This window comes from Kaistia defluvii (assembly GCF_040548815.1).
In the GTDB taxonomy this organism is placed as follows: Bacteria; Pseudomonadota; Alphaproteobacteria; order Rhizobiales; family Kaistiaceae; genus Kaistia; species Kaistia defluvii_A.
Map to the genome: position 1 here is coordinate 50,322 of NZ_JBEPSM010000002.1, position 20,344 is coordinate 70,665.

The 20,344-nt window shown below is 65.0% G+C and carries 16 protein-coding genes; 6 read left to right on the top strand and 10 right to left on the bottom strand.

Going from position 1 to position 20,344, the window contains the following annotated elements:
- Nucleotides 1-10 precede the first annotated feature (10 nt).
- Nucleotides 11-817: a Ku protein gene (locus ABIE08_RS13285; protein WP_354551756.1), complete on the top strand. Its 807-nt coding sequence runs from the start codon at nt 11-13 to the stop codon at nt 815-817.
- Between the two features lie 64 nt (nt 818-881).
- On the opposite strand, the gene ABIE08_RS13290 is transcribed toward ABIE08_RS13285, so the two are convergent.
- The 4 genes from ABIE08_RS13290 to ABIE08_RS13305 form a co-directional block, all read right to left on the bottom strand.
- The gene (locus ABIE08_RS13290; protein ID WP_354551757.1) at nt 882-1,925 is read right to left on the bottom strand and encodes a Gfo/Idh/MocA family protein; all 1,044 of its coding nucleotides are present in this window, start codon (nt 1,923-1,925) and stop codon (nt 882-884) included.
- 7 nt (nt 1,926-1,932) lie between these two features.
- On the bottom strand, nt 1,933-2,766 hold the full coding sequence (locus ABIE08_RS13295; protein ID WP_266330648.1) for a carbohydrate ABC transporter permease: 834 nt from the start codon (nt 2,764-2,766) through the stop codon (nt 1,933-1,935).
- 1 nt (nt 2,767) lies between these two features.
- Entirely contained in the window at nt 2,768-3,682 is a 915-nt protein-coding gene (locus ABIE08_RS13300) for a carbohydrate ABC transporter permease (protein ID WP_354551759.1), read from the bottom strand.
- A 152-nt stretch (nt 3,683-3,834) separates the two neighbouring features.
- Nucleotides 3,835-5,283, bottom strand: coding sequence for a substrate-binding domain-containing protein (locus ABIE08_RS13305; protein WP_354551760.1), 1,449 nt, complete (start codon nt 5,281-5,283; stop codon nt 3,835-3,837).
- A gap of 330 nt (nt 5,284-5,613) precedes the next feature.
- On the opposite strand from ABIE08_RS13305, the gene ABIE08_RS13310 reads away from it, so the two are divergent.
- The 5 genes from ABIE08_RS13310 to ligD all read left to right on the top strand — a co-directional run bounded on the left by ABIE08_RS13310 (nt 5,614) and on the right by ligD (nt 13,321).
- Nucleotides 5,614-6,834: an ROK family protein gene (locus ABIE08_RS13310; protein WP_354551761.1), complete on the top strand. Its 1,221-nt coding sequence runs from the start codon at nt 5,614-5,616 to the stop codon at nt 6,832-6,834.
- Nucleotides 6,835-6,856: 22 nt separating this feature from the next.
- Nucleotides 6,857-7,177, top strand: coding sequence for a hypothetical protein (locus ABIE08_RS13315; protein WP_266330652.1), 321 nt, complete (start codon nt 6,857-6,859; stop codon nt 7,175-7,177).
- A 70-nt stretch (nt 7,178-7,247) separates the two neighbouring features.
- Complete coding sequence (locus ABIE08_RS13320) at nt 7,248-9,509, top strand: N,N-dimethylformamidase beta subunit family domain-containing protein (protein WP_354551763.1); 2,262 nt, start codon at nt 7,248-7,250, stop codon at nt 9,507-9,509.
- A 181-nt stretch (nt 9,510-9,690) separates the two neighbouring features.
- A complete protein-coding gene (locus ABIE08_RS13325; protein WP_354551764.1) occupies nt 9,691-10,560 on the top strand; it encodes a Ku protein in 870 nt (289 codons plus the stop codon).
- 1 nt (nt 10,561) lies between these two features.
- Nucleotides 10,562-13,321, top strand: coding sequence for a DNA ligase D (gene ligD, locus ABIE08_RS13330; RefSeq protein ID WP_354551765.1), 2,760 nt, complete (start codon nt 10,562-10,564; stop codon nt 13,319-13,321).
- Between the two features lie 179 nt (nt 13,322-13,500).
- On the opposite strand, the gene ABIE08_RS13335 is transcribed toward ligD, so the two are convergent.
- The 6 genes from ABIE08_RS13335 to ABIE08_RS13360 all read right to left on the bottom strand — a co-directional run bounded on the left by ABIE08_RS13335 (nt 13,501) and on the right by ABIE08_RS13360 (nt 20,251).
- Nucleotides 13,501-14,442 carry a carbohydrate ABC transporter permease gene (locus ABIE08_RS13335; protein WP_396306833.1) on the bottom strand — a complete coding sequence of 314 codons (942 nt, stop codon included), beginning with the start codon at nt 14,440-14,442 and terminating at the stop codon, nt 13,501-13,503.
- Nucleotides 14,443-14,453: 11 nt separating this feature from the next.
- Nucleotides 14,454-15,569 (bottom strand): carbohydrate ABC transporter permease, encoded by a 1,116-nt coding sequence (locus ABIE08_RS13340; protein ID WP_354551767.1) that lies wholly within the window; start codon nt 15,567-15,569, stop codon nt 14,454-14,456.
- A 185-nt stretch (nt 15,570-15,754) separates the two neighbouring features.
- A complete protein-coding gene (locus ABIE08_RS13345; RefSeq protein ID WP_354551768.1) occupies nt 15,755-17,431 on the bottom strand; it encodes a sugar ABC transporter substrate-binding protein in 1,677 nt (558 codons plus the stop codon).
- Between the two features lie 357 nt (nt 17,432-17,788).
- Nucleotides 17,789-18,727 carry a ribokinase gene (gene rbsK, locus ABIE08_RS13350; RefSeq protein ID WP_354551769.1) on the bottom strand — a complete coding sequence of 313 codons (939 nt, stop codon included), beginning with the start codon at nt 18,725-18,727 and terminating at the stop codon, nt 17,789-17,791.
- 13 nt (nt 18,728-18,740) lie between these two features.
- Nucleotides 18,741-19,196, bottom strand: coding sequence for an RbsD/FucU family protein (locus ABIE08_RS13355; protein ID WP_354551770.1), 456 nt, complete (start codon nt 19,194-19,196; stop codon nt 18,741-18,743).
- A 257-nt stretch (nt 19,197-19,453) separates the two neighbouring features.
- Complete coding sequence (locus tag ABIE08_RS13360) at nt 19,454-20,251, bottom strand: IclR family transcriptional regulator (RefSeq protein WP_354551772.1); 798 nt, start codon at nt 20,249-20,251, stop codon at nt 19,454-19,456.
- Nucleotides 20,252-20,344 lie beyond the last annotated feature (93 nt).

The following is a 20,344-nucleotide window of genomic DNA, read 5'->3' on the forward strand; positions in this document are numbered from 1 at the left end:
GGAGAGCATCATGGCGCCGCGTTCGTTCTGGAAAGGCTATTTGAAGCTCTCGCTTGTCACCTGCCCGGTGGCGATGATCCCGGCTACCACGGACAATGAGAAGGTCCGGTTCCACACGCTGAACCGCGCCACCGGCAACCGCGTCGTCAGCCAGTATGTCGACACGGAAACCGGCGACCTCGTCGAGGATGACGAGCAGGTCAAGGGCTACCAGCGCGGCGAGCACGAGTACTTGATGCTGGAGGACGACGAGATCGATTCCGTCGCACTGGAAAGCACGCGGACGATCGATATCGAGATGTTCGTGCCGGCCGATGACATCGGCTGGATCTGGTACGACAAGCCGCATTACCTCGTGCCCGACGATCCGGTCGGCGAGGAGGCCTTCTCGGTCATTCGCGACGCGATGGCGGCGACGGGCACGGTCGGCATTTCCCGGCTGGTGCTCTATCGGCGCGAGCGGGCCGTGATGCTGAAACCACGCGACAATGGCATCGAGCTCTGGACCCTCCATTACGGCGACGAAATCCGCCAGGAGGACGATTATTTCGAGGCGATCGGCGATGCCAAGGCGGACCCGAAGCTGATGGAAATGATGCAGACGCTGATCAAGGAGCGCACCAAGCCCTGGTCGCCGGTGATGGTCAGCGATCCCGTGCAGGATCGGCTGCTGGATATCATCGCGGCGAAGAAGAAGGGCAAGAAGCCCCCGGCCCGCAAGGAAGCGCCAGCAAGCCACGGCAATGTGGTCAGCATCATGGATGCGCTGCGCAAGAGCATCGCTTCCGAGTCCAAGCCAAAGCCGAAGGGGCGCTGAGCCCAAACCGGAATCAAAAGGCAGCGCGGAGGGATCCGCGCTGCCTTTTTTGTGTTCGTCGCGCCTAGACGCCGTCGGCAAGCGTAATGATCTTGCCCGTCGCTGCAGCCTCTTCGATCGCCGTCAGCACGCGCGTCACGCGCAGGCCGTCCTGCGCGTCGGCGAGCAGCGGCGCGTCATCCGCGACCGAATCGATGAAGCGGGCGATCGCCTCCATGACGAAGCCGCCGATGCGTCCACCTGCCGCCGGCGTCACGCCGAGCAGGTCATGCGCGCGCCGGCCGGAGCCGGTATATTTGCTGAAGGCGCTGTTCTGCGCCGTGTCGGTCTGGATCGCACCCTTCTCGCCGATGAATTCCATCCGGAAATCGACGACGCCGGGCATGTCGCGCGGCAGCACCCAGCTGTTTTCCATCTGGGCGATGGCGCCATTGTCGAATTCGAGGATCGAGAGATGCACGTCGGCGGTGTTGACGCCATTCGACGCAAGATAGCCGCGCCGGACCATCGCCTGCACGCGCTTGACCTCGGCGCCCATGATGAAGCGCAGCGCGTCGAGCGAATGGCTGCCCAGGAACCAGAGTGCCGAGGAGCGGCCGGCCCAGGACAGCAGGTCATAGGGCACGAATACGGTGTTCGACAGCTTGGCGGAGGCGTGCAGCGGCATACCGATCTCGCCGGCAGCGATGGCCTCGCGGGCGGCCACGATGGCCGGGTTCACCCGGTTGTGGAAGTCGACCATCACCTTGACGCCGGCCTTGTCGGCCGCGGCGGCGATCGCCTCGACCTCGGCCAGCGTGGTCGCCAGCGGCTTCTCGCTCATCACATGCTTGCCGGCCTGGATGGCGGCCAGGACAATGTCGCCATGGGCGAAATCGGGCGTCGCCACGGTGACGGCGTCGATATCGGGATCGGCCAGCAGCTGGCGGTAATCCGTATAGGTCTTGGCCGCGCCGAACTGCTTCTGCATGTCGGCGACGCGGGCGGGATCGAGATCGCAGACGGCAGCGAGCTCCGCGCCCTCGATGGCGCTGAGCGTCTTGCAATGGAACGAGCCCCAGAGGCCCGCTCCCACTACGCCGAAGCGGACTTTGCGCGATGACGTCATTTCCGTTTCATCCTTTCACGGAACCAAAGGTCAGGCCTCGGACGACATAGCGGTCGAGCACGAGGAAGATCAGCATGGGTGGGATCATCGCAGCGACGGCCGCCGAGGCGATGAAGCCCCAGGTGACGCCGGCGGTGCCAAAATATTGCAGCGTGCCGACCGGCAGCGTCGTCGTGCTGCGGTTGGCGAGCACCAGCGGGAAGGCCGCGTTGTTCCACGAGAACACGAAGGCGAACATCGAGGTGACGATCAGGCCCGGCATCACCATCGGCAGGATGAACTTGAGCAGGATCGTCGTCGTGCCGGCGCCGTCGATGCGCGCGGCCTCCTCGATCTCGATCGGCACCTCATCGATGAAACTCCGCATCAGCCAGACCGAGAACGGGATGGTCAGGGTCTGCGAGATCAGGATCATCGAGAAATAGGTGCCCTTGACGCCCGCGAGGCTCGCCAGGATCGAGTAGGGGATCAGGAAGGCGACGGGCGGCGCCATCAGCAGGCCGAGATACCAAAGCATGATGTGCTTGCGGCCGCGGATCTTGTAGCGCGACAGCGCATAGGCGGCCGGAAACGAGAACGGCAGGTTCAGCGCGACCGCGCCCACGGCGACGATCAGGCTGTTCATCAGCTGCGGCGCGTTGTTGCCGGGGTTGAAGAAGGTGTACCGGATCGATTCCCAGTTGGGCGTGAACGACAGCACCGGCGGCATGGCGAAATAGGTTTCCGCCGGCCGGATGGCGAGCAGCACGAACCACAGGATCGGGCCGATGAAGATCAGCAGCAGCAGCCCCATGGCTGCATAGCCGAGCAGCCGGCCGGCGACGCTTTCCGAGCCTTCCATATCAATCCCAATCCTTGAACGCGAAGAAGACGAAGAGGCCGATGATCGCGTTGACGACGATGACCATCATCCACGTCATGGCGCTGGAGAGGCCGATGTTGAAATCGACCATGCCGGCTTGATAGAGGCTGTAGCCAAGCGTCCGGCTCGACGTTCCCGGCCCGCCCTTGGTGAGCACCACGACCAGGTCGAACGTATTGAAGATCTGCATGAAGCGCAGCATCACCACGATCATCGCGGTCTTGCGGATCAGCGGAAGCTTGATGTGCAGCAGTTGCTTCCAGGGCGTGATGCCATCGATCTTCGCCGCCTCGACGATCTCGCCGGGCACGGCGAGCAGGGCGGCGTAGAGCACGATGGCGAAGAACGGCGTCCACTGCCAGATATCGGCAAACAGCACCGCCCAGAGCGCGGTCGAAGGCGAGCCTAGCAGGCCGGCGGCGGGCAGGGGGATGCCGGCCGAGGTGAGCAGCCAGGGGATCAGACCGCCATTGGGGTCGTACATGTAGCGGAACAGGAAGCCGACGACGATCGGCGCGATGGTCGTCGGCATGATCAGCAGCACGCGAGTGAGCTTGATGCCGCGCAGCTTGCGCAGGAGCAGGAGCGCGATGGCGAGACCGAGCGTGAATTCCACCGCCGTGCCGACGACGGTCATCATCAGCGTCGTCTTCAGCGAGTCGAGGAACATGCCGTTCGACAACGCCATCTTGTAATTGTCGAAGCCGATGAAGCCCATCGGCGAGGGGCCCATCTGCAGGTTCCAGAAATAGAAGCTGTTCTTGAGCGCGAACAGCAGCGGGAAGGCGATCAGCGCCACCAGCAGTAGAATGGACGGGCTGATCAGCAGCCACGGGGTGTAATCGGGCAAGCGCCGTCGCGCCCGCGGCGGCGTGGCGATGGATACTGCGGACATGGACGCTCCAATGGAAAAGAGAGCGGACGGGGCCGGGAGGGTAGCCCCGTCCGCTCTTGGTCAAGCAAAGATCTTGGGCTCTTTGCTCTCAGGTAGAGGGTCTGCTTGAAGCCGGAACCGCCTGGCAGGGAGGTTCCGGCCGGCCGCCAGACTCAGGCGAGCGACTTGAGCAGGCTCTTGGTCGCATCCAGCGTATCGTTGAACGATGCCTGCTGGTACGGGATCAGGAAGTTGCCCTTGAGGATGGTCTCGAAGAAGGTCGAGGTATCCGAGAGGCAGGCCTCGGGCGTCAGCTGGCCGGTCAGGACCTTGTTGAGGTTGAGGCCGTAAATGCCTTCGAGCGTCGTATAGACCGGCACCGGCGGACGGACGATCTTGCCGTTGCCGCGCTCCAGATCGCCGAGCTGGGCGGTCAGATGCGGGTAGATCTTCAGCAGCTCGGCGTCCTTGTAGAGCGACGGCCGGGCGAAGTCGGAGAACTGGTAGCCATACTTGTTGTAGAGGCCCATGGCCTTCTGCGTCTTGGCCGAGGTCGCCCATTTGACGAACTGCCAGGAAGCGTCGCGATTGGCGGTGTTCGCGGTGATGCCGAGGCTGTGGCCACCGAGCGAGACGACCTGTTCGCCCGGACCCTTGGGCAGGCGGGCGATGCCGAGCTTATCGGCGACGACCGAGTCCTTGCCGCTCATATAGCCGTCCTTCTTGCAAAGGTAGGCATAGGGCGTCCACCAGTAGAACATCCCGACATCGCCCTTGGCGAAGCGCATGCCGGCGTCGAACCAGTTGTAGCCGACCGATTCAGCCGGCGCGTTCTTGTAGAGCTCGGCGAAGATCTTCAGCGCGGCGAGGTTTTCCGGGCTGTTGATGGTGGGCTGGAAGTCCCAGGCCGTCGCGGCCGGGAAATCCTTGAACCAGCGGGTGCCCATGCTGGCGGCGAGCTGCGAATACATGTGCACGACAGGGGCGGGCTGCTGGCCGGCCAGCACGGTGCCGCTCATCTTGTGGCCGTCGAAATCCTGGCCGTTCATCTTCTGCACGGCTGCGAGATAGTCGTTCCACGACCAGCTGCCATCCTCCGGCACCGTGATGCCGGCCTTGTCGGCGAAATCCTTGCGGTAGAGCACCATCTGGCCATAGGCCGCGACCGGCAGCGTGCCGATCTGGCCGCGCCAGGTATTCAGCGAATAGAGCACCTCGGGGATGTAATCCTCGATATGGGTGTCGCTATCCGCCTTGATGAACTCGTTGAGCGGGGTGATCCACTTGCTCTCGAGATACTGGCCGAGCCACATCTGGTCGACCGAGATGACGTCGGCGTCCGGCTCGTTGCTGATGAAGGACGAGGTCAGGCGCGCCTGCAGCGCTTCGAGCGAGATCGCTTCGATCTGCAGCTTGATGCCGGTCTCCTGCTCGAATTGGTCCTTCAGGCCCTCGATCGCATAGTAGAACGGGTCGCCGGCAAGCAGAACGCGCAAGGTCTTGTCGGCAGCCATGGCACGGCGCGGCATCAGCCCGCCGCCAACGGCCGCGGTGCCAGCAAGCGCCGCACCACTTTTCAGTAGGCTTCGACGCGAAAGATTGAAATCGAATCCAGACTTCATGTCCCCACTCTCCTCTTGGAAGCATTGTCCGGCGCCAGATCCATGCCTGGCGCTCGTTGATCACGACGAGCACGGGTTCTTACTGGCCGATGCAGCCTCGGTTCCCATCGAAGGCTGTGGCGGCGTCCGGATCGTCTTGTTAGTATGAGGCTCGCACAAACATTTTAACTCGTCAACGACCCGATGATCGGCTAAGAATTAATTCGGAGGTCGGACTGGCAGCGCGCGCACCCAGCCGAGTTTCCGTATAGGAAGCGGAGGGCGGACATACCCCGCCGCGAGCACAACGAGGGCAGCTTGGAGCGCGAACCTTCCACCCAGCGTTGGTCCATGGACGAGGAGGATGTCTCCGGCGACGTGCGGACGGTGCCGCACGGTCGGTCGCTGCTGTCGTCCTCCATGGTCGGGTCCGCCAATCGCGGCCGGGTCCTGCAGACATTGTTCGACCTCGGCCCGACAAGCCGGGCGGAGCTGGCGCGGCTGGCCGGCGTCAACCGCACCACGATATCCGGCATCGTCCAGCCTTTGCTCGACCAGCAGGTGCTGGTCGAGGGCAATCCGATCCGTCCGAGCGAGGCGGGCGGCAAGCCGGCGCGACCGCTCTGGTTCTCGCCCGATGCCCGGCCGATCTGCGGCATGATGCTGATGCCGGACGCCGTCCATACCTGCCTCGTCACCCTGGCCGGCACCATCTCGGCCGAGCACAGCGTGCGGTTTCCGGTCGAGAACCCCAGGATCGCCGACATAGAGAGTGCCATCGAAACGTGCACCTCGCGCACCCTCGCTTCCGCCCGCCGTGAGCCGCTCGGCATCGGGGTCGCGGTCGGCGGCATGGTCGACACCGATCGGCGGGCCATCATCGCCGTCAATCTGGCGCCGGTGCTGAACGGCTTCGAACTCGGCGACATGCTGACCCGGCGCTACGGCCTGCCGGCCCTGCTTGATCATCATCCGCGCGCTCTGCTGGTCGGCGATCGCTGGTTCGGCAAGGGACGCGGCATGCAGAATTTCGCCGCCGTCTACACCGGCGAGGTGCTGGGCGGCGCGCTCTATCTCGGCGGTCATCTCTATCGCGGCCGCAGCGGCGCCGGCGGCGAACTCGGCCATACCTTCGTGCAGGTCGACGGTGAGGTCTGCTCCTGCGGCCGGCGCGGCTGCTGGGAGACGATCGCGACGGTGGGCTGGCTGCGCCGCCAGGCGCGCGCCATCGGCCTCGACACGCCCGACGAGATCAATTCGCGCCGCCTGGTCGCCCTGGCCGGCGCGGGCGTGCCGGGCGCGCGCGACCTGCTCGATCTCTACGCCCGCAACGTCGCCGTCGGCATCGCCAATCTGCAGCAGACCGTGGCGCCGAATTTCTACGTTTTGCACGGCGATGTCGTGGGTGGCGGGGAAATCATGGCCGAGGCGATTGCGGGACATGTCCGCGCCCTCGTACCATCGCGCAGCGGGGGAGAAATCAGCTTCGCGATCGGCGAGACGGAAGACCGCGCAGCCCTGCTGGGCGCGGCCGGTCTTGTCTTGTCGGAGTTGCTTCAGTTTCCATTGTAGGTTCGACGCAGGGGGAGTGCTCATGGTCTACAAGATCGATCCGGAGATAGATCGACACTACATCGAGGAGTTCCGGCAGAAGCCGATCGGCGCGCACAGCCCCGGCCTGCAGCGGCTTCTCAACACCATGCGCCACGACCCTTCCGGCAAGCAGGTGGTGCTGGTCTGCAAGCGTCCGTTCGAGGAATGGGTGCTGGGTTTGATGCCGGCCGATCGTCGCGAACCGATCGCGATCGAGGACGGTCCCGTCTTCACCGACATCGAAGAGGCGGAATGGGAAGTCTTCCGTCGCCGCTGGCGCCTGCTGACAGGCGAAAGCATCAATCGGCCGCTGCGCGACTGATCCTTCCCGTTCGAAAAGCAGATCGCCGCCACGGCGGTCCCGTTTCATGCGCCAATCCGGATTTCATTCCATGCTCAAGATCGTCGGCTATCCCGACCGCTACAGCGTCGCCCCGGGCGAAGAGATCGCCTTCAAGATTTCTCTGGAGGAAGGCGAGACCTTCGAGGCTCGGCTGGTCCGCGTCGTCAATGGCGACTGCAATCCCGCCGGCCCCGGCCTGAAGTTCCCCCACATCCCGACCGAGATCGACGGCATCCATGCCGGCAAGCCGCAGCGCATCGATGCCGGCTCCTACATGGTCGCGACGGACCTGCCGGCGGTGGCCGCGCAGACCTTCTCCTTCCTCGGCTTCGTCTGGCCGACAATGCCCAGGCGCGACGAACAGGTGATCGCGGCGCAATGGGATCCCGCGACCCAGGCCGGTTTCCAGATCGGCATCGGCGACGAGGGCCGGCTTTCGCTGACGGTCGGCGACGGCAGCGGCGGCACCGAGACGGTGCGCGTCGACCATCCGATGCTGGAGCGCCAGTGGTACCAGATCGCCGTCACCTTCGATCCGGCCAGCGGCGAGGTCACGCTCGACCAGCGTCCGCTCATCCCCTATGCGGTGGTCCGCGACCATGGCCAGTATCGCGGCCGCATCCGCCTGGAAGTGCAGGCGCCGCCGGTCGCCTTCTATCTCGCCGGCCGGCCCAACACCGACGGCACGGTCGGCCATCATTTCGATGGCAAGATCGACGGCCCGATCCTGCTTTCGGGCGTTCGCACCCATGCCGATCATGATGGCCTGCTGGCCGGCAGCGCGCCGCAGGACGTGGTGACGGCGCGGATCGCCCATTGGGATTTTTCCCGCGAGATCGAGAGCGTCAACGCGATCGATGTCGGCCCGTCCGGCCGGCATGGCCGACTGATGCAGATGCCGGCCCGCGCCATGAAGGGCCATAACTGGACCGGCGAGGAACAGGCCTGGCCGAACAAGCCCGAGCATTACGGCGCGGTGCATTTCCACCATGACGACATCTATGATGCCCAGTGGGAGACCTCGGTCTCGCTGAGCATCCCGGACGATCTGAAGAGCGGCGCCTATGCGCTGCATGCCTGGTCGGGCGACAGCGACGAGACCGCGACGCGCGAGACCTACATTCCCTTCTTCGTCCGCCCGCCGCGCGACAAGGCCAAGCGCGGCAAGCGCCCGCCCGTCCTGGTTCTGGCGCCGACCATGTCCTATCTTTCCTATTGCAACCACGCCGAGCACATCACGGCGCGTGGCGCGGAGCGGCAGATGGGCCGGCTACTGACCTTCGGCCACACCGATCTCTACATGTACGACCACCCCGAACTGGGCGGTTCCCACTACGACACCCATGCCGACGGATCGGGCGTCTGCTATTCCAGCCGTCTGCGGCCCAACCTCAACTTCTCGCCGCGCTATCATTCCTGGCTCGGTGGTCCCGGTTCGGCGCTCTACCAGTACAATGCCGACACGCATCTGTTCGACTGGCTCGACCACAAGGGGGTCGACTACGACCTGATCACCGACGAGGATCTGCACGAGGAGGGCTACGACCTTCTCGCCGATTATCGCATCGTCATCACCGGCACCCATCCCGAATACCATTCCACGGCGATGTGGGACGGCATGAAGGCGTGGATCGATCGCGGCGGCCGGCTCATGTATATGGGCGGCAATGGCTGGTATTGGCGCATCGGCTTCCACAAGACGGAGCCGGGCGTCATCGAGGTGCGGCGCGCCGAGGACGGTATCCGCACCTGGGCGGCCGAGCCTGGCGAATATTACCAGTCGTTCAACGGCGAGTTCGGCGGCCTGTGGCGGCGCATCGGTCGGGCGCCGAACGTCATGGCCGGCGTCGGCTTCATCGCCCAAGGCTTCGACATCTCGACCTTCTACCGGCGCGCACCCGACGCGGACAATCCGCGCGCGGCCTTCATCTTCAAGGATGTGCCGGACGAGATCATCGGCGATTTCGGCCTGGTTGGCGGCGGCGCGGCCGGCATCGAGCTCGATTGCATCTCGGCCAATCTTGGCGGCCCGCCCAACATGCTGCGGCTCGCCTCGTCGGACGGGCACAGCGCCATGATGATGCTGGTCAACGAGGAATTCGGCGTGGTGCCGCCCAATCTCGGCGGCGACCAGAACGAGCGCGTCCACGCCGATCTCGCTTTCGGCGAGACGCCATCGGGCGGCGCGCTGTTCGCCACTTCGTCGATCGCCTGGTGCGGTTCGCTCTCGCACAACGACTATGACAACAACGTCTCGCGCATCACTTGGAACGTGCTCGAGCGCTTCCTGGACGAGACGCCTTTCGTCTGACGGGACAGGGCGGCGGAGTCTTGGCTCCGCCGTCATCCATCGGGGGCGGTGCCCGGTGCCGCCCTCTACCCGGAGGGCTTCGCTGAACCGGAACTGAATCACGCAATGGTCATTGGACTCTCCGTTCGCACCCCTTGCTAGGGTTGGCGGATCGTGTGGTGGTGGCGTGGGAGTACGGCAGATGGCTCCAAGGGCTGTATGGAAGGGCTACCTCAAGGTGGCCGAGATCATCTGTCCGGTGGCGCTGCATACCGCCGCCTCGACCTCCGAACGCATCGCCTTCCACACCCTCAATCGCGCCACCGGCAACCGAATCCGCCGGCAATTCGTCGATCAGGATACCGGCAAGCCTGTCGAGACCGACGAGCAGATCAAGGGCTATGAGATCGCCGCCGGCGAATATGTGGAAATCGACCCGGAGGAGATCGCCGCGGCGACGCCCGAGAGCGACAAGACGCTGGCCGTCGAGACCTTCCTTAAACTCGACCAGGTCGATGACGTCTATTTCGATCGCCCCTATTACCTGACCCCCGCCGACAAGGCGGCGATGGAGGCCTTCGTGCTGATCCGCGACGGCATGCGCAAGAGCGGGGCCGTCGCGATCGCCCGGGCCGTCCTGTTCCGCCGCATGCGCAGCGTCCTGATCCGGCCCGATGAGGAGGGCCTGGTCGCAACGACGCTGAGTTTTGACTATGCCGTTCGCCCGGCGCGGGAGGCGTTCGATCCGATCCCGAAGCTGAAGATCGAAGGCGAGATGCTCGAACTCGCCAAGCACATCATCGAAACCAAGCGCGGCACCTTCGACCCAGCCGCCTTTGACGATCGGTACGAGGCGGCCCTTGCTGATCTGGTCAAGGCGAAGCTCGAAGGCAAGACCTTCAAGGCGCCGCCGCCGCGCAAGACTGCCAAGGTAGTGGACCTGATGGCGGCGCTGCGCGAAAGCGCGGGCGTGAAGGCCAAGGAGAGCGCCCCGGCCAAGGGCAAGGCCAAGACCGCGAGCAAGAGCAAGACGGCGAAGCCCGCGGCCGCGCCGCGCCGCAAGGCCAGCTGATATGGCCGCGCCGCTCGAAGTCTATCGCAGCAAGCGCGATTTCAAGGTCACCTCGGAGCCGGCAGGCGGCAAGGCCCCCAGGAATCGCAAAGCGGCCAAGGTCGAAGAGGCGGGCCACAGCTTCGTCATCCAGAAGCACGACGCCACGCGGCTGCACTACGATTTTCGCCTGGAGATGGACGGCGTCCTGAAAAGCTGGGCTGTGACCCGCGGCCCAAGCCTCGACCCTTCCGAAAAGCGCCTCGCTGTGCACGTCGAGGACCACCCGCTGGAATATGGCGGTTTCGAAGGGACTATTCCGAAGGGCGAGTATGGCGGTGGCACCGTGCTCGTCTGGGATCGCGGCAACTGGGAGCCGGTTGGTGACCCGCACAAGGGCTACGCCAAGGGGCATCTGGAATTCGAGTTGAAAGGCGAGAAGCTGCATGGCCGCTGGCACCTCGTGAAGATGCATGGCCGGCCGGGTGAGAAGCGCGAGAACTGGCTGCTGATCAAGGCCGAGGACGAGGCCGCCCGTCCGCCCGGTGCGCCGGATATCCTCGAGGAAATGCCGGATTCGGTGAAGACCGGCCGTGCGCTGGAAGATGTCGCGGGCGAAGAGCCCGGCTGGTCGTCCAAGACCGGCAAGATCGAGCACGGCGAGGACGAAGCGGAAAAGGCCAAGCCTGCCCGCAAGGCGGGGGCGAAGGCAAAGCCCGAGGCCGCGGCAAAGCCGGCGGTAAAGGCCAAGCCTCCGACCAAAGCCAAAGCGCCGGCCAGGGCCAAGGCGGCTGGAAAAGATTCTTCCGCAAAGGCCGAAGCGGCGTCGGAGGACGAAGCCGAGCCTCCGCCGCCACTGCCGGACCCGGCCCAGTTCGAGGGCGCCAAGAAGATGGCCATGCCGGCCTCCATCGAGCCGGAATTGGCGACGCTTACCGATACGCCGCCCGCCGGCGAGCGCTGGATCCACGAGATCAAGTTCGACGGCTACCGGCTGCTCGCGCATGTCGCGGCCGGGCGGGTCAAGCTGCTCACCCGCACGGGCCTCGACTGGACCAAGAAGTTTGGCAAGGAGGTCGCCGGCGCGCTGCAGGCGTTGCCGATCGGCACGGCCTGGATCGATGGCGAACTGGTGGTCGAGACGGATGGCGGCGCGTCGGATTTTTCGGCGCTGCAGGCCGATCTGAGCGAGGGGCGCTCGGATCGCTTCGTGTTTTATGTCTTCGACCTGCTCTATCTCGACGGATACGATCTTCGCGATTTGCCGCTTACCCAACGCCAGCAACTGCTGGCCCAAGTCGTGGCCCAGAGCGCGCCATGCCTGCGGCTCAGCCAGCATTTCGAGGATGATGGCGCGGTCGTGTTCCGTCATGCGAGCCGGCTGGGCCTCGAAGGCATCGTCTCCAAGGTGGCGGATTCGCCCTATCGTTCCGGCCGCAACAAGAATTGGCTGAAGACGAAGAGTTCGAAGCGGCAGGAATTCGTCATCGGCGGCTATGTACCGTCGACGACCTCGCGTCGCGCCATTGGCTCGCTGGTGCTGGGCGTTCAGGACGGCGGGGCGCTTCAGCATGTCGGCCGCGTCGGCACCGGCTTTTCCGTGAGCGTGGCGGAGGATCTGTTCAAGACGCTCGAAAGGATGCGGACCAGCGAAAGTCCGTTCGGCTCGCCGCTGACGGCGGAGGAGGGGCGTCAGGTGCGGTTCGTCCGGCCGGATCTGGTCGCCGAAGTCGAGTTCCGCGCCTGGACTGCGGATGGCCATCTCCGGCATGCGTCCTTTCGCGGACTGCGGGAGGACAAGCCGGCCGTCGAGATTACCCGGGAGACCGCTGCCATGGATGAGAAGCCGGCGAGCAAGAAGAAGCCTGCGCGGGGAGGACCTGCGCGCTCCACCGTCAAGCTGACCCATCCCGACCGCGTCTACTGGCCGGATGCGGGCGTCACCAAGCAGGGCCTGGCCGACTACTATGCCGAGATATGGCCCTCGATCGCGCCCTATATCACTCATCGCCCCCTGTCATTGCTGCGCTGTCCGAGCGGCATCACGGGCGAGCAGTTCTTCCAGAAGAACGCCTGGAAGGGGCTGAACGAGGCAATCGTCCTGGTCGACGACCCGTCGACACAGGAAGTCGAGCAGCTGATCAGCATCGAGGATCTCGACGGGCTGACGGCGCTGGTGCAATCGGCGGTGCTCGAAATCCATCCCTGGGGCTCGACGCTCGACGCCTGGGAGAAGCCGGACATGATCATCCTGGATCTCGATCCCGGCGAGGGTACCGACTGGCAGGCGGTGATCGACGCGGCCCAGGAGGTCCGGCAGAGGCTGGCCGATGCGGGGCTCGCCGCCTTCGTCAAGACATCCGGCGGCAAGGGGCTGCATGTCGTGGCGCCGCTGGCGCCGAAGGCCGAATGGCCCGATATCAAGGCCTTCACCAAGGGGCTCGCCGACGCGATGGCGTCCGACAGCCCGGACCTCTACGTCTCGACCATCAGCAAGGCCAAGCGCCCCGGCAAGATCCTGATCGACTATCTGCGCAACCAGCGCGGCCAGACGGCGGTGGCGCCCTATTCGACCCGCGCGCGCCCTGGCGCGCCGGTTTCGGCGCCGCTCGCCTGGGAAGAATTGAGCCCGGCGATCGGCCCGGCCTATTTCACGGTGCTCAACATGCCGACCCGGCTGGCCTCGCTTGGCACCGTTCCCTGGGCCGATTTCCGCAAGGCGGCCAAGCCGCTGGAAATTGCTCCGGCCGGCAAAAAGAAGGCCCGGGCGGCCAAGAAGTAGCGTCTCTCTTGGGCTCTAGCAGCTGGGTAGAAAGACCCTCACCCTAGCCCTCTCCCGCGTGCGGGAGAGGGGATAGAGCTGCGCTGGATAAACTGCAGTTGGTGAAGCCCGCCGACCGAAAAGCCCTCTCCCGCGAGCGGGAGAGGGTGGGGTGAGGGGCTTGCTTGAAGCTCGCTCCGCTACTTCACCGCGCCGGCCGTCAGGCCCTTAACGATGTAGCGCTCCAGGAAGATGCCGACGATGGCGAGCGGCGCGATCGCGGCCGTCGATAGCGCGGCCATCGACCACCAGTTGATGCCTTGCGAGCCGGTCTGGCTCGCTACCATCACCGGCAGCGTGTTGGCGTTGGTCGAGGTCAGCAGGGCCGCGAAGAAATACTCGTTCCAGCACAGCACCACCGACAGGATGAAGGCGGCGACCATGCCCGGCAGCGAGATCGGCAGCACGATGCGCATGAACGCGCCCCAGGTCGAGCAACCATCGACGAGGGCTGCCTGTTCCAGCTCGACGGGAATGCCGCGGAACTGGTCGCGCATGATCCAGATCACGATCGGCAGCACCATCAGCGTGTAGACGACGATCAGGCCGATGCGGGTGTCGAGCAGCGCCAGCTCCTTGTAGAGAACGAGGAAAGGCATGGCGAGCACGACGGGCGGCAGGATCAGCTGCGACAGGAAGAAGAACGAGATGTCGCGGTTGCGCCATATCGCGAACTTGTAGTCGAAGCGGACCAGGCCGTAAGCGGCGAGCGAGCCGAGGATGACGGCCAGCAGCGAGGCGCCAATCGACATGATGGCCGAGTTCAGGAAGCGCTTCATGAACTCTTCGCGCACCGTCGACGTGCTGAAGATCGTGTCCGGCGACAGGCCGATCGAGCGCCAGCCTCGCCAGTCGGGCGTGTAGTCATACCAGGGGATCATATGGCCCTGGGTGACGTCGACGGCGACCTTGAACGACGTCGTGATGGTCCAGTAGATCGGGAACAGCGCGATGAAGGTCCACAGGATCAGCAGGGTGTAGATCGCCACCTTGCCGGCGATGCGCTTCGAATTGCTGACGAGCTCGCTCGGCGGTTCGCGATAGGCTTGATAGCGGGTGGCCATGGCGGTTTGTGCTTTCATGCTCGTGGCCATTATCCGGTCACCCGCTTCATCCAGCGGCTGGAACCCCAGAGCAGCAGGGCGATGAACAGGGCGATCAGGATGAAGTAGAACTCAGCCACCATGGTGCCGTAGCCGACATTCGAACGGTCGCGATATTCGCGGAAGATGAAGCTCGACACCGTGTCGGTCGAGCCGCCCGGGCCGCCCGAGGTCACGGTGATGACGATGTCGGCGAGCTTCAGCTGGAAGATGATGCGGATGATGATGGCGGTGATGGAAACCGGCAGCATCAGCGGGAAGACGATCTGCCAGAACGAGCGCCAGCCATTGGCGCCGTCGACCTTGGCGGCCTCCATGATTTCCTTGGGCAGCGCCTGCAGGCCAGCAAGCAGCAGGATCATCACGAACGGGATCCAGACCCAGGCGTCCATCGCCATGATCGAGAAGCGGGCGATCCAGGGCGAGGCGAAGAAGGCGGGATTCTCCCAGCCGAGATGGCGGGCGAGGGTGGCGGCCGGGCCGAAGCGATATTCCATCAGCGACTTGCCGACCATCCAGCCGACGGCGACCGGGCTCAGCATGAAGGGCATCAGGAAGGCGACGCGGAAGAATTTTCGCGCGCGGATTTCGGCGTTGAGGAGCAGCGCGAGGCCGAAGGCGATGGCGTACTGCACCAGCACGGCCAGCACGTAATAGCCCATGTTGCGCAGCGCGTTCCAGAAGTAGCCGTCCTGCATCAGCGCCCAGAAATTGGCGAGGCCGTTGAACGAGCGGCCCTCGAACGAGGCGAGGTTCCAGTCGGTGAAGGCGATATAGAGGCCGGCGACCGTCGGGAAGATCACCACGGCGACGGTGAAAAGGATGGCCGGCAGCACGAACAGCGCCCGTTTGCCGCCCTCGCCGCGGATCATCACCTGGCCGGCGCCGAGCGCGACGCCCCAGGCGAGATAGGCGTAGAGGACCGGACGCCAGTTGGCGAAGCCGGTTTCCGTCTGGCCGGCGGCGTACAGCATCTGGAAAAGCACGATCGCGGCGAGCGCGAGGGTCGCCAGCGTGATCAGCCACTTGCCCGCCGCGCGGCGCGCCGGCGGTATGTCGTGCGTGGCGATCAGGTCCTGCGGCGCGGCAACTTGGGACGTCTGCATAGAGGTTTGCTCATCAATGAACGTCGCGAACGACGCTCCCAGAAAAAAACCGGCTGGCGACGCATTCGCGCCGCCAGCCCATTACGTTCCGCTGGCATGTCCGCCGGCTTGCGGCCGATGAACGTTTCCCCGGCCCTGGGGCCCGAAGAACCGCCTGCTGGCGCCGGAACCGGCGTGTACCAGGCTTAGCCGCCGAGCGAGGCCTTGTAGAGCTCGATCTGCTTGTCGCGGCCGATCTGGTCGGTCAGCTTCTCCCAGGCAGCAGCGATCTTGTCGGCGCCTTCCTGGGCTGTACCCTGACCGGCGAAGGTCTTGGCCAGTTCGTCCTCGGCGATCGAGTAGTACTGGAAGATGCCGGGGATGCGCGGCTCGATCGCCGCGTTCGGGTGGTTGTAGCTGTCCTTGTTGGCATTGAGGTAGGCGGTGATGAACGCCTCGTCATAGCCGGCAGCGACCCATTCCGGGATGTTGAACTGGCTGTTCCGGTAGGGCTGGAAGCCCGAGGGATAGGCCGACATCCAGAGCGCGATGTCCTTGCCGCCGAGATGGGCGGCGGCGGACCAGGCTGCCTTCTTCTTCTTCTCGTCGGCATCGACGCGCGCCATGACATAGACGCCCCAGCCGAGGAAGGCCATGTTGGGCGCATAGTTCGGGCCGGAGGCGAGCTTGTCCCACTGGCCGGTCTTGGCGTTGTAGACGTCGTCCGAACCCGGCAGGATCGAGAAGCCGGTGACGTCGCCGACGACCGAGGTGTCGCTGGTCTTGGCGTTGGAGCCGACATCGCCCCACCACGAGACCATCGAGCCGGTGCCGCCCAGGAACTGCTGGAAGGCGGTCGTGTTCGGGTCGGCGTTGATCTGGTCGGCCGGCTCCGACGGCAGCGCGTCGATCACGTCCTGGATGGCGCGCACCCAGGCCGGATTGTTGATGCGCGGCTTCATCGTGTCGGCGTCGAACAGCCAGGCCTTGTCGTCGGGATGCTTGGCGTAGGCCGTCGCACGGCTGCCGAGGAAGTAGAAGCCGAAACCGCCCCAGGCCTTCGGCGCGTCGAGATAGCCGTAGAGGTCCTGGCCGCCGAGCTTCTTGCCCTTGAGGAACTTGGTCGCGGCCTGAACCTGCTGCCAGGTCTTGGGCACGCCCCATTCGCCCTCGTGGCCTTCGTCCTTCCACGCCTTGGCGAGGTCGGCATCGGCGAACACGTCGGTGCGGTGGTTGAAGGTGTGGCAGTCGCCGTCGATCGAGACGCGATAGGTCTTGCCGTTCCAGGTGCCGACCGGTGCCTTGAGGTAGCCGACATAGTCGTCCATGTCGATCTGGGCCTTGACCCAGTCCGGCATCTCGGAAGCGAGACCCTTGCCGCAGACGTCGCCCTCGAAGGGAGCGCCCATCTCGATGACGTCGAAATCGACGGTGCCGGTGGCGATCGACTGCTGCAGGCGGGCGTTATAATCGGCCTGGGCGAGATCGATCCAGTTGATCTTGGCGCCGGTATAGGCCTCCCACGGCTTCAGGAAGCCGCGGAACAGCATGTTGTGCAGGTTCTGGTTGTTGAGGCCCATGAAGGTCAGCTCAACGCCGGCGAACTCGCCTTCCTTGACGTTCTTCTTGGTGGCGTCGAGCACCATCTCGCCGACCTTCTGCCAGTCCGCGTCGGTGGGCGAACCCTTGCCGACACCGGGAACCGCCAGAAGCTGGGCGCGAAGGTCGCCGGCCTGCGCCATGGCGGGCTGGGCGAACAGGCTGGCGCCGCCCATGCCGAGCGCGCCGGTAGCAGCGAGCGCGCCGAGGCCAGCGGCGCCCTTCAGGATGCCGCGGCGGCTGGCCAGCCACTTCGAATGCTGTTCGTAGTCCTGCGTCTTCATGAAATCCTCCCGATTGAGATGACGTTTCGGTGATTGCCGCTGCTGATGCCGGACCGTTTGACGGTTCATCTGGCGAGCGCGTGCATTCACCTTCCTCCATGCCGCCTTGCGGCGGCACAATTCCCTATCCGGCCGGCGTGGCGCAAAGTCTGCGCCCGCGGGGCTTGGAAGCAACAAAAGCGGCAATCGCACTCGGCGTCAACGGGTAAGTTTTTCTTCCTTGCTTTTTGTTTTTCATATGCGAAAAATCAAAAAAGTATGGAAGCTATACTATCTGCCTCTGCGATATTCCAAGACTGTTGCTATCCTCCCTTGCCCGGTGCCCGTGCGGTCATCGCCGGCGCCGCATTCTCCACCTCATGGGGCAGCCGCCTGAAGCTGCGCCTCGACCTCGGCCCGATAGGGCATGGAGGGCGCGGTGCCCGCGCGCGTGACGGAAATGCCGGCGACGGCGCAGCCGAAACGGGCGGCGGCGACCGGATCGGCCCCACTCGCCAGTGCCGCAGCGAAGCCGCCATTGAACGCATCGCCGGCGCCGGCCGTCTCCACCACCGGGCCGGCGCTGATCGCCGGGATATGGATCGAGCCGGTGCGGCTATGCAGCAGCACCCCGGCTTCGCCCAGCGTGATCAACGCCGTGCCGACGCCCTTGGCAAGGAAGGCATCGCCCGCCTGGCGCGCGCTGGCGAGGTCGGTGACGGCGATGCCGGTCAACAGTGCCGCTTCGCTCTCGTTCGGCGTGACATAGTCGCAAAGGGCGTAGAGCGCGTCGTCGAAGGCTTCTGCCGGGGCCGGATTGAAGATCGTCACCACGCCGGCGGCGCGGGCAATCTCCAGCCCCCGCCTTGCTGCCTCGACCGGCTGTTCGAGCTGGGTGATGAACACCGCCGCCTCGCGGATCACGTCCGCGGCCGCCTCGACATCGACGGCGCTGATCGTCGCCGCCGCGCCGGGAACGACGATGATCGCGTTTTCGCCCGTCGCATCATTCACATAGATGAAGGCGGCGCCGGTTGGCTGGTCCGCCATCTCCGTGACATTGGCGGCGATGCCCTCGGCCCGCCAGGTGTCGAGCGCCACGGCGCCAAAGGCGTCCTTGCCGATCTTGGACAGGAAAGTGACCGGGGCGCCCGCGCGGGCCGCCGCGACGGCCTGGTTGGACCCCTTGCCGCCCGGGCCCATCTTGAAGCCGGAGCCGGCGATGGTTTCGCCGACGCCCGGCATCCGGCCGGCACGAAACGCGAGATCCGCCACGAAGATTCCGAGAATGGCGACGCCGCGCCTCGTATCCGTCATGTTGCGCCTCCGCCTAGCGCGCGTCGGGCGGAATGACGCCCTTCTTCAGGATGAAGCAGCCATAGAAGCGGCGTTCACCGGTCTGGATGACGCAATAGGCGTTGCGGGCGCGCTCGTAGAAATCGAAGCGCTCGACTGAGCCCATCGGCCAGGAGCGGCCTTCGGCGGCGTCGATCTCGGCCTGCACTTCGTTCTGCACGTCGGGAAGCTGGTCGGGGCTGCCGACGATTTCCATGCGCAGTGCCGGCTGGTCGACGAAGCTGTCGAGCGGCAGGACGGAGAGGATCGCGCGCGCCGCCTCGGCGGCCGAGACGTTGTCGATCCGCAGGAGCTCGCCCAGCACGGTTTCGCGGGCGACGGAGTCGGCGGGGAAATTGGTGTCGCAGATGACGAGGTCGTCGCCATGGCCCATCGCCCTGAGGGCGTACAGCACGTCCGCGTTCAAAAGCGGGTTGATCGATTTCAGCATGAGTCCCTCCGTTGTCCGTCCGTCCGCTTGAGCAGATCTTGGCGTCGCCGACCGGCCGGTTACCGCGCCACTCTAGCGTGACACGAGCGGCGGCGGAAATGGGCAGATCGCCGATTCTCGCCCGACTCGGGCCTGCGATGCACAAAAAGAATCGCGGTTTTCTGCGCGTCGCAGCACGTTCGAGCGCCGCGACAGGACCGATCCACAAAGGTGCGCGACGCCGTTCGGCGTTGCCGGGGCGGTCGCAACGGACGGGGTCAGTCGGCGGTCTGGCGCTGCAATTGCGACGAGGACAACTTCTGCGAAATCTGCGCCGTCGCTTCCTGCAACCTGGCGATGAGGCGGGGCCGGATTTCTGCGGTGACACGTCGCTCGGGCGCCGAGATGCTGATCGCGGCGACGGGATAGCCGGTCTCGTTGAGGATGGCGACGCCCATGCACATCGTGCCTTCCTCGTTCTCGCCGATCTCGATGGCGACGCCGGTCGCCGCGGCTTCGACGAGCTGCTTCTCGATCGTCTTCAACTGCGTGATGGTGCGCAGCGTGCGTTGCGGCAGTGCGTCGGAGAGCAGTTGCGTGCGTTCGGCGAGGGGCAGTTGGGCCAGGATGGCCTTGCCGAGCGCGGTCGAGTGCACGGGATCGCGGCTGCCGATGCGCGCCTGCATGCGCAGCGCGCGGGTCGATTCGATGATGTCGATATACACGACGTGGTTGTCTGCGAGGACCGCGAGGTTGGTGGTCTCGTTGAATTCGCGGTTGATCTCGGTCAGCGCCGGCAGGGCGCATTCGCGCAGCCTCTGGATGCTCTTGTCGGCGGTCGCCAGCGCGCGAAAGCGGATGCCGACGCTGTATCGGTCGCGATTGGCGTCATAGGTGAGGAAGCCGGCGGCGCTCAGCGTCCGCAGATAGCGGAACACGCTGGTCTTTGGCAGGCCCAGTTCGCTGGCGATCGTCGTCAGCGAGGCCGGATGGCCCTTCTGCGCGATCGCATCGAGCACCTTGAGGGCCTTCAGGACCGGGCCGACAATATAGCGGTCGTCTGTTTCCATGCTCATCGCCGGTCGTTCCATTCCTGCTTCCGCCGCCCGGAAACTAGCTTTTTTCCGTCACGCGAAACAAGCGCTCGTTTACATGAAACGGGCCTTCTG